Raw genomic sequence first — 241 nt, 5'->3', positions numbered from 1 at the left:
ACCTTGACCGACAAATACTCGCCGCTGCCGGCAGCGATTCGGGAATTCGGCCAGATGGCGCCCGACGTCCGCCTGCATGTGCAGATCGACACACCAGGCAGCATGGAGCAGCACGTGCTGGACGGGCGCCTCCATCTGGCCGTGGGGCCATTTCCCGCGCAGATTCCCGGTCTCGACTACTTGCCTCTCTATCGGGAGGAGCAGGGGCTCTACTGCGCATCGACCCACTCGTTATACGAGC

Annotated in this window: 1 protein-coding gene; it reads left to right on the top strand. The window is 63.5% G+C overall.

The annotated features are described in order from the left end of the window. Nucleotides 1–241 (top strand): LysR substrate-binding domain-containing protein (locus SB764_RS44090; RefSeq protein ID WP_410867324.1); only part of this gene is annotated, 241 nt, incomplete at both ends.

The organism is Paraburkholderia sp. SIMBA_027, assembly GCF_046535315.1.
GTDB classification, from domain to species: Bacteria; Pseudomonadota; Gammaproteobacteria; order Burkholderiales; family Burkholderiaceae; genus Paraburkholderia; species Paraburkholderia tropica.
The sequence above is the reverse complement of the archived record's forward strand: the minus strand, read 5'-3'. Positions and strand labels throughout refer to the sequence as shown.